The organism is Streptomyces sp. NPDC007095, assembly GCF_040634475.1.
GTDB lineage: Bacteria > Actinomycetota > Actinomycetes > Streptomycetales > Streptomycetaceae > Streptomyces.
Genome location: NZ_JBEYFS010000063.1, coordinates 1 through 8,394, shown reverse-complemented (window position 1 = coordinate 8,394; position 8,394 = coordinate 1). Strand labels below are relative to the sequence as shown.

The window sequence follows — 8,394 nt, the reverse complement described above, 5'->3', positions numbered from 1 at the left end:
GATCGACGCGCACGTGTGCATTTCCGCGCGCATCCGCACACCTTCGTGCGGCCCCTACCGGATCAGCGGACTGCGGCTCCGCCCAAAGGTCGTGTCCGGCCGTCAGGAAGAAAGGGCTGTGTTTTCCGCATCGACTGTTCTTTGCGCGGCCACCACGATCGGCGACTCAAGGTTCTTCAGGGCGTTCGGATCCAGGACCACGGAGCGATGGAGCACTCCCGCGTTGAAGAAGATCCTCTTCTGCGTCAGGAGGCGGGCGTCCATGCTCAGCCGGAGGCCGAAGACGGACCCGACGGACGGCAGTTCGCCGAATCCGCAGCCGGTGGCCTCCTCGAGCTCGTCGGCATCGGCCATCCGCAGCCGCTTGGCCTCCAGGGGCCCGGCCAGTGCGTGAAGGTCCGCCCGCTGATCGCCGGGCAGCGAGTGAATGAGGAAGTCCTTTCCTCCCCGCCGGTGGCGCCGCAGCAGAAGCGCCTTCGCCTGTTCGTGCAGGGCCGAGCCGACCACGCGGCTGTACTCCTCGGCCGAGGCAGCCGGCGGGTGCTCGATCTCCTCGAACCCCACTCCGTGCTTCGTGAGGTGGTCGATCAGCAGGTGGTAGACCTCGCTCATTCCGATCCTTCCTGGTGCCCGGGCCTGTGGCCCGGTTCAACGGCTGACGTGAATCCCGATCTGGCAAGGGACCGACGAGGGCCAGGTCCCGAACGGGGCTGTCCGGCCGGAGCTGGCCGCCAGCGCGGCGCGGACGACTTCCGCGCCCTCCGGCATGAGGATGAATTCGAACTGTGCGCCCTGCCCGGTCGGGTCTCCATCGGAGCCGAGCGCGACGTGGAACGAGACCTCGTGGTCGGTTCCCAGAGAAATCGTCAGCGAACCGTCGACGATGCCGGGGACCGCCGTGGGGCGGGTGTCGCAGTGCTTCATCGGGTGCTTCCTCTCGCGAGCAGGGGGGTGCCGTGCTGGAGTCCGCGCTGTTTCAGTGCGGTCACGAGCTGCGGGACGGCGTCCCGCCAGTCCGCGACCATCCCGACGTCGACGGCATCGAACAGCGGAGCCCGGGGATCGCTGTTGATTCCGAGGACCAGACCGGCTCCGCGCGCGCCGGCCATGTTGGTGAGCTTGCCGCTGGTGCCGATCGCGACGTAGAGCCGCGGCGCCACGCTGCGTCCGGTCACACCGATCTGGCGAGCGCGGGGCTGCCACCCCATGTCGGCGACCTTGCGCGTGGCGGCGAGTTCGGCGCCGAGGGCGTGCAGCAGGGGATTCAGGACGGGGTAGTCCGCAGGCGGTACGGCCACACCCACGCAGACGATGGCCCGGGCCACCGCGAGGGCTTCGAGCCGGCCGTCGAACTCGCGCACGGCGGCCCGCACGCCCGGGCGCGGGTCCACGGCCAGGTCCGGTCCCCGCACGGCGACCGCGGCGCGCGGCGCGAGCAGCCCCAGGGAGCCGCCGCGAACCGTCGCGAACCGGATGGCCGAACGGCACGTGACGGCTGCGACGAGGCCTCCGCTGAACGCCGCTTTCCAGCACACCAGTTCACCCTGCGCGTCCAGTACGACGTCAATGGCATCCCCCGCCAGGCCGACGCCGAGCCGGGCAGCCACCCGCCCGGCGATCTCGCGCCCCCACATGGTCGACGGCGCCAGGACTGCCCAGGGCGTACGGGCGCGGCACCAGGCGGCGACACCGTCGGCGAGGTCCCGCTCGGCGTTCGAGCCCGTGAGGGTGCCGACCACATCGGCGCCCCACGATCCCGCCACTGCCAGGTTCGGCGGAGCCGGGCCGAGGAGCGTGACGCGCCTGCCGGTGGGCACGGCCAGTTCGGCCGCGCGGCCCAGCAACTCCTGGGTGAGCCGGTCGCGGCCCGGTTCGGCCAGCACCACCACGTCACCGGTGCCCGCGCCGGGGCACGGCCCAGGCACCGGCGGTGGGAGCGGCTCGGGGTCGATGTCGAAGGCACCGCGTTCGGCCAGCTCGGCCACCACACTCCGCGCCTGAGCGGCGACGTCACCGTCGTGGCGAAGGCGCAGCCGGTTGCTGTCGAGCCGTCGGCTGACGCCCACCTCCGTCATGCTCGCCGCGTCGCCCCAGGGGCCCGGACCTAACTGCGTCGCGTCCAGGCGGCTGAGGAGGTGCGCGGGCACCGCGGCGCGCTCGGCGGGGCCGGCCTTGGCCGGATGGATCAGCCGTTCCGCGCAGCTGAGCAGTGCGGGCAGGGACAGTTCGGCGCGCAGCCCTCCGTCGTCGTGTTCGCACCGCACCACGAGCGTGGTGTCCTTGAGGGCCAACTCGCGGACCCCGGCCGCCAGGGGCAGGTCGAGCAGCTCGGCGAGTTGCGCGGGTATCTGGCCCGTCTCGCCGTCGACCGAGTTACGGCCGCACAGCACAAGGTCGAACTGACCCAGGCGGCTCAGCGCGGCCGCGAGTGCGCGGGCGGTGGCCAGGGTGTCGCTGCCGGCCAGTACGCGGTCGCTGACGAGAACGCCACGGGTGGCGCCGCAGGCGACGGCCTCGCGCAGGCAGTCCTCGGCCGCCGGTAGCCCCATGGTGAGCACCACGCACTCGCCCCCCGACTCCCGGGCGAGTTCCACCCCTTGGGCCACGGCGCGCCGACAGTAGGGGTTCATCTCCAACTGCTGCCCGCCCCGCCGCAGCCTGCGGTCACCGCCCAGCCGCAGGGACTCGAACTTCGGCACCTGCTTGACGAGAACCGCGATCTTCAACGGACGTGCCATCGTCACCCCCCATTCCTCTTCCGCGGGAACGCCTCAGCTGCGGGAAGTCCGGGAGTCCGCCGCCTCGTGAGCGGCGGACCCCGGTTCCGGTCAGGCGGAGATGAGTTCGGCTCCCGGCCGACCGGAAGCCAGCAGCGCGGCGTCGAGGACATCCCACAGGTCCACCAGCGAGTCGAGGAACAGATCGACACCTTCAAGTACCAGGGCCTCGTTCTGCGCGGTCAGCACGGAGTCGACTGCGGCCACCGCGTTCTTTTCGTGCTGCTGCTCGGCGCCTATCTCGCCCCAGTGCTCCAGCAGGTAGTGCATCTCCGCGTCCTCCAGCGCGGCGTCGTAGTGCCCCGCATCCACAAGCGCGGCCTTCTCGCCGGGAATCAGATGCCGGTTGGAGATCATTTCCAGGGCCAGCGCCGTGCCGAGGTTGCGCAGCGTGGACTCCCGATCGACCTGCTGACGGCCGTCGAAGACGGCTCGGGCACGCCGAGTCTGGGCGAGCAGCCCGGTCTTCGGGTCGTATCCGGGCAGGTTCTCCAGGAGCTTGTCGGAGAACTCCTTGAGCCCCTGCTCGACCAGCTCCTGATCGTAGAGGTCGCTGAAGACCGTGTGGCCCGCGGCCCGGTTAACGATGTATCCGGCCATCGTGGCGAGTTCGGGGGCGTGGTTCTCCTCGCTCTCGATGATCTCCTGAAGCAGGGCGCTCTCCTTGGAGAGCTTGTGTTCCGCCAGCGCCTCCGGGAACTTGCCGCCGGGACGGGTGGCATCGCAGAAGTTGCGGATCTGGTGGAAGAGTGCACCCACCACGGTGCTCTCCGGCCGGACCTCGGCCCAGTGCTCGAAGATCGGGTGGCTGTAGCAGCGGTGGCCGCAGATGCGGGCAACGAGGTCGTCGATCGTGACGGGCATGACGTAGCACTCCTCTTGGCGAAAGGTGATCGGATTCCTGGTCGGCGCCGCGCGGGAAATCAACAAAGGGCACGAAACGGCTCGCCCGGTGAAATCGGCGAGTGGTCCTCGCCGTCACGAAATGAGTTGTCTCGACGAGCCTAGCGGATTTACCGCGCCATGGGCTCCGGCCGATACTCAATCAGCAAGCTGCGGACCGATTCCCCACCGGCCGATGGGGCCGTCTCACGCTCCCGGCGAAACAGCCAGGCAGCCCTCCATAGCGCAATGTGAAACCTGGATCAGCCGTCCGGTCAACAGGACAGGGAAATGCAATTGGCTGAACTGAGCATCCGGCGCATATTTCTGGCGATCAATCAGGATCTCTCGATTCTGCACCCGGGAGCGCCCTGACTGCCGCCGCCCGTCCCCATCCCTGGGAGCGGTCGTTACGGCACACACCCGTCGGCCGTCACCGCGGCGACGTCCTCGGCCAGAGCGTCGACGACCCCGTCCGCATGCTCACGGATGAAGAAGTGGTCCCCCTGGAACCGACTCACGCCCAGAAACCTGCTCGTGTGGTGGCGCCAGCTCTCCATCTCCCCGACCGGTGTCACAGAGTCCACAACCCCTCCCATGGCTCGCACCGGCACTCCCAGCTGCGGTTGGCCGGGCCGGTACGCATACGTCCGGCAGAGCCGGTAGTCGGCCCTCAGCACCGGCAGTGTGAAGGCCAGCACCTCCGGGTCCGCGAGAACCTCGGGCGGCACCCCGCCGAGCCGCCGGAGCCGGTCGACGAACCGGTCGTCGGGCGCGGCCGGGTCCGGCAGCCGCTCGAGCGGGATGCCCTCCACCAGCCAGGCGGCCGAGACGAAGAGGGCGGGCGGGGCAAGCCCGCGGCGCTCGACGGCCCGGACCAGCTGGTGCGCGAGCAGCGCGCCCATGCTGTGCCCGAACAGCACGTACGGCGGCCGCAGTTCGGGGCCAAGTCCCAAAGCCAACCTGTCCGCCGCCGCACCGCAGTCGGTGAACACCGGCTCAGGGTGCCACGCGTGCCGGCCCGGCAAGCGGATCGCCCGCAGCTCGATGCTGGGCGGCAGGCGCTCCGCCCACGCCCGGAACATCGTCGCGTCCCCGCCGGCACACGGCAGGCAGTACAGACACACCGAGGCGGCAGGCCGGGGGACGTAGACGGAGTACCAGGGCGACGGCACCTCAGCCGCGCCTGGTGGCCTCGTCGATGGCCTTGGCCAGGCTGCCGAGCCTGGCGTCCTCGTAGAGCGTGTCCGGTGACAGGACATCGGGGCCGAACTTCTTCTCCACGCGCTGGAGCAGCTTGATCGCGGTGAGCGAGGTGCCCCCCGACTCGAAGAAGCTGTCCCCACGGTGGATGTCCGTGCGCGCGAGCAGATCGCGCCACATCTCCACGAGCGCCGACTCGGTGGGGGACATCGCCTCCGTGGTGGTCTGGTGCGTTGCTTCGCTCATCGGATGCACTCTCCTGACGTCGCTGGCGATACGTGTGCGGTGAGCAGGGCGCGGTGGTCGATCTTTCCGTTGGGCGTCAGCGGAAAGCGGTCGCAGAGGTGGATCTGGGCCGGAACCATGTAGCGGGGCAGCTTGGTCGTCAGATGCTCGCGGAAACGGGCCGGCGAGGCGTCGGGCCCGGTCGGCACCACGAAAGCCACCAGGGACTTGTCGCCCTGATTGTCCCGCACGGCCACGCAACTCTGCTTCACCAACGGGTGGCTGTTCAAATGGTGGGTGATCTCACCGAGTTCAATGCGGAAGCTATTGATCTTGACCTGGTCGTCCCGTCGGCCCTCGAACACAACGTCCCCACCGGGCAGGAGACGACCCAGGTCGCCCGTCCGGTACAGACGCTCGCGCTCGCCGTCGATGCGACGGTGCACGAACGCCGCCTCGGTAAGATCGGGCCGCCCGAGGTATCCGACCGCGAGGCCGTCGCCCGCCAGACAGATCTCCCCGGTCTCTCCCGGCCCGCAAAGCCTGCGGGCGTCGTCGGCCAGCACGTAGAGCCGGGTGTTCTGGATCGGTCGGCCGATCGGCAATGGCATGTCCGGGCGTGGTGGCTCGTCAACGGGGAAGTGTGTGGCGATGCAGGTGCACTCGGTGGGCCCGTACAGGTTGACCACCCGCCCGGGCCCGTAGGTCTGCACGGCCTTGGTCATGTGCCGGTGCGAGTGCGCCTCGCCGCCGCTGGTGATGGTCGCCACGGTCTCCAGTGCCTCGGGGGCCTCGTCCACCACCGAGTTGAACAGGGCCGTGGTGAGCAGGAGGATGTTGACGCCCCCGGCCTTGATGACACGGTCAAGGTGGGAGAGCTGGACGAATTCCGCGGGGTACATCACGGACGTCCCGCCGTTGAGGAGCGCGGCCCAAATCTCCCAGGTGGCGATGTCGAAGGTCACCGGAGTCACCTGCAGGACACGGCTGTTCTCGTCCAGCGGCCCGTAACTGGCGCCGTGCACCAGCCGGACGATGCCCCGGTGCAGGATCGGTACGCCCTTCGCCCGGCCTGTCGACCCCGATGTGAAGTTGATGCAGGCGATGCTCTCGGGGCCGACCGGGCAAGTGGGGTTGGCGTTGACCGGGACAAGGGTCCGTTCAGTGATCTCCAGCACGCGGCACGCGCCCCCCTTGAGCCGCTCCGCCAGCGCGCCCGGCCGGTCGCTGAGCACCCGGGCGCAGTCGGAGTCCACGAGGACGGCCCGCAGGCGCTCGTCGGGCCACTGGGGGTCCACCGGTACGTAGGTCCCGCCGCATTTGAGGACGCCCAGCAAGGCGACGAGCATCTCGGGCGACCGGGCCACGCACACCGCGACGGGCGTGCCCGCGCCGACGCCGTCATCGTGCAGCTCGCGCGCCAGCCCGTTGGCGAACCGGTTGAGCTCTCGATAGCTGAGCGCACGCTCCCCCTGCACGGCGGCGGTGGCGTCCGGGCGGCGCTGCGCCCAGAACTCGAAACGCTCCACCACGTTGCTGTCCCGCGGATAGGGAGTCGCGGTCCTGTTGATCTCCCGGTGCACGGCCAAAGCCGCGGCCGAGCAGGTCACCGCCTCCGCGGTGACGCCCACGGACTTTCCGGTCCTCATCGCAGCTCGAAGGGCGTGCCGTTGATCGTACGATCGACGAACCGGTTGTGGCCGTAATCGTCCTTGCCGGAGACGAGCACGCAGCCCCACTTCTCCAGGCTGACCTCCACTCCGTACTCGGCGAGGGTGTCCTGATGCGGGTACACCTGCACCGCAGTGGGCACGTAGCGCGCGGTGAAGCCGAGGCGCATCTTGTCGGTCACGCCGCTGTGTGGGTGCGAGGCGTGCATGAGCGTGGACCAGAACATGATGGCCTGGCCCTGGCGCATGACCATCGACTTGGCCTTGGACTCGTCAGGGCTCCAGTTCGGATCCTTCTGCAGCTGCCGGTAGTCGTAGCCGTAAAAGCCGCGTCGGACGCCGTTCTTGACGCTCTGGTTGATCCTGTCAGCGTCGTACTCGATGACCTTGTTCTCGTCGTAGTTCATCGTCTTGTGCGAACCGGGGATGAACTGCAGACAGCCGTTCTCGATCACGGAGTCGGTGAAGGCTGTCCACACGGTGAGGGCGCCGCCGAAGCCCGCGTCCTCGGGCCAGACGATCTGCGGGTGCTTGCCCACGTTGGCGAAGTTGTCCGCCTGGTGCCAGTCCGTGCCCTCGTCGCCGGGGTACTTCGGGAAGAACTCCGTGCGCCAGCACAGCGCGTCCGGGCCGAGGGCACTCGTGACGCGGTCGACGATCTCCGGCCGGCTGACGTGCCTGGCCAGAAAGTCGACATCCAAGTGCCGGTCATAGCTGGCCAGGTTGGTCGTCCCGGACAGTGCGTCCCCCTGGTGGTAGACACCCTGCCTGCTGTCGATGAGCTTGGGCCGCATGGCCTGCAACGCTTGCTCCATCTCGGCGGGTTCGTACACGTCGAATGGACCGATGAAACCGTCGCGCTGGAATTGCTCTAATTCTTGCGTGCTCAGTGCATAGTTGACGGCCGCGCCGACGGCATTCGCCATGTCACATCACCCTTTCAAGACCATTCACAGTGCGAGCGTTTCTTCCGAGGCGGATACCGGCCCCCGGAAAGCGCAGGGTTTCCCGCAGTTCACGCCGCGAGTTCCGACCTTAAGCAGAGGACTGCCGCAATGGGAAGAGCCTTGAGAATGCCGAACGTTGGGCACGACACTCGCGTACGACCTGTCCGGTCCACAGGACATCCCCGCTTATGCGACGATGCCGCATCGGGCGGCACGGCCAGGGATTTCCCGGGGATCCTTTACAGCGGTCGCGAACTCCGTGCCAAAATTGCGTCTGGTACGACGAGCTGCGACCTGCGCTCGCCGCACTCCGGCCCGCCCCGCCGCGCGGATACCTGAATTCTCCGGCGAGAATTGGAGTTGATCATGAGTGGCAACCCCTTCGACGATGACGACGGACGTTTCTTCGTCCTGGTGAATGAAGAGGAACAGCACTCGCTGTGGCCGACGTTCGCCGAAGTCCCTTCCGGCTGGCGGATCGTCTTCGGTGAAGCCGACCGCCAGGAGTGCCTGCACTACATCGAGGAGAACTGGACCGACCTGCGGCCGAAGAGCCTTCAAGAGGCCATGGCCGCCGCCCCGGTCGCCACCGGCAGCCAAGCTCTACCACGGCACACCGCACGTGGTCACCGCCCACAGCCTGGAGCCACTGCGCCCGTGGAAGGCGGAGCAGCTCGGTGGCGGATACAT

General features: G+C 68.6%; 8 protein-coding genes and 1 pseudogene. 1 reads left to right on the top strand and 8 read right to left on the bottom strand.

Going from position 1 to position 8,394, the window contains the following annotated elements; all coding sequences use genetic code 11:
• Positions 1–102 precede the first annotated feature (102 nt).
• The 8 genes from ABZ656_RS22390 to ABZ656_RS22355 all read right to left on the bottom strand — a co-directional run bounded on the left by ABZ656_RS22390 (position 103) and on the right by ABZ656_RS22355 (position 7,683).
• Positions 103–612, bottom strand: coding sequence for a YbaK/EbsC family protein (locus ABZ656_RS22390; RefSeq protein WP_360270024.1), 510 nt, complete (start codon positions 610–612; stop codon positions 103–105).
• 36 nt (positions 613–648) lie between these two features.
• The gene (locus ABZ656_RS22385) at positions 649–924 is read right to left on the bottom strand and encodes a hypothetical protein (protein ID WP_360270022.1); all 276 of its coding nucleotides are present in this window, start codon (positions 922–924) and stop codon (positions 649–651) included.
• Positions 921–2,738 carry an FAD-binding protein gene (locus ABZ656_RS22380; RefSeq protein ID WP_360270049.1) on the bottom strand — a complete coding sequence of 606 codons (1,818 nt, stop codon included), beginning with the start codon at positions 2,736–2,738 and terminating at the stop codon, positions 921–923. Before ABZ656_RS22380 ends, ABZ656_RS22385 begins: the two co-directional genes overlap by 4 nt.
• Positions 2,739–2,828: 90 nt before the next feature.
• Positions 2,829–3,641 (bottom strand): hypothetical protein, encoded by an 813-nt coding sequence (locus ABZ656_RS22375; protein WP_360270020.1) that lies wholly within the window; start codon positions 3,639–3,641, stop codon positions 2,829–2,831.
• Between the two features lie 428 nt (positions 3,642–4,069).
• A complete protein-coding gene (locus ABZ656_RS22370; protein WP_180362720.1) occupies positions 4,070–4,834 on the bottom strand; it encodes an alpha/beta fold hydrolase in 765 nt (254 codons plus the stop codon).
• 1 nt (position 4,835) lies between these two features.
• A complete protein-coding gene (locus ABZ656_RS22365) occupies positions 4,836–5,108 on the bottom strand; it encodes a phosphopantetheine-binding protein (RefSeq protein ID WP_101407778.1) in 273 nt (90 codons plus the stop codon).
• Entirely contained in the window at positions 5,105–6,718 is a 1,614-nt protein-coding gene (locus ABZ656_RS22360; RefSeq protein WP_218978417.1) for an amino acid adenylation domain-containing protein, read from the bottom strand. Before ABZ656_RS22360 ends, ABZ656_RS22365 begins: the two co-directional genes overlap by 4 nt.
• A gap of 14 nt (positions 6,719–6,732) precedes the next feature.
• Positions 6,733–7,683, bottom strand: coding sequence for a chlorinating enzyme (locus tag ABZ656_RS22355; RefSeq protein ID WP_101407780.1), 951 nt, complete (start codon positions 7,681–7,683; stop codon positions 6,733–6,735).
• A gap of 387 nt (positions 7,684–8,070) precedes the next feature.
• Between ABZ656_RS22355 and ABZ656_RS22350 the strand changes: the two are divergent.
• Positions 8,071–8,274 (top strand): annotated as a pseudogene (locus ABZ656_RS22350) (MbtH family protein); the annotation flags it as partial.
• Between the last annotated feature and the right edge of the window lie 120 nt (positions 8,275–8,394).

Coding starts and splice junctions, on each gene's coding strand:
- ABZ656_RS22385 (WP_360270022.1), bottom strand. CDS start 924: ATGAAGCACTGCGACACCCGCCCCACGGCGGTCCCCGGCATCGTCGAC.
- ABZ656_RS22365 (WP_101407778.1), bottom strand. CDS start 5,108: ATGAGCGAAGCAACGCACCAGACCACCACGGAGGCGATGTCCCCCACC.
- ABZ656_RS22375 (WP_360270020.1), bottom strand. CDS start 3,641: ATGCCCGTCACGATCGACGACCTCGTTGCCCGCATCTGCGGCCACCGC.
- ABZ656_RS22355 (WP_101407780.1), bottom strand. CDS start 7,683: ATGGCGAATGCCGTCGGCGCGGCCGTCAACTATGCACTGAGCACGCAA.
- ABZ656_RS22390 (WP_360270024.1), bottom strand. CDS start 612: ATGAGCGAGGTCTACCACCTGCTGATCGACCACCTCACGAAGCACGGA.
- ABZ656_RS22380 (WP_360270049.1), bottom strand. CDS start 2,738: ATGGCACGTCCGTTGAAGATCGCGGTTCTCGTCAAGCAGGTGCCGAAG.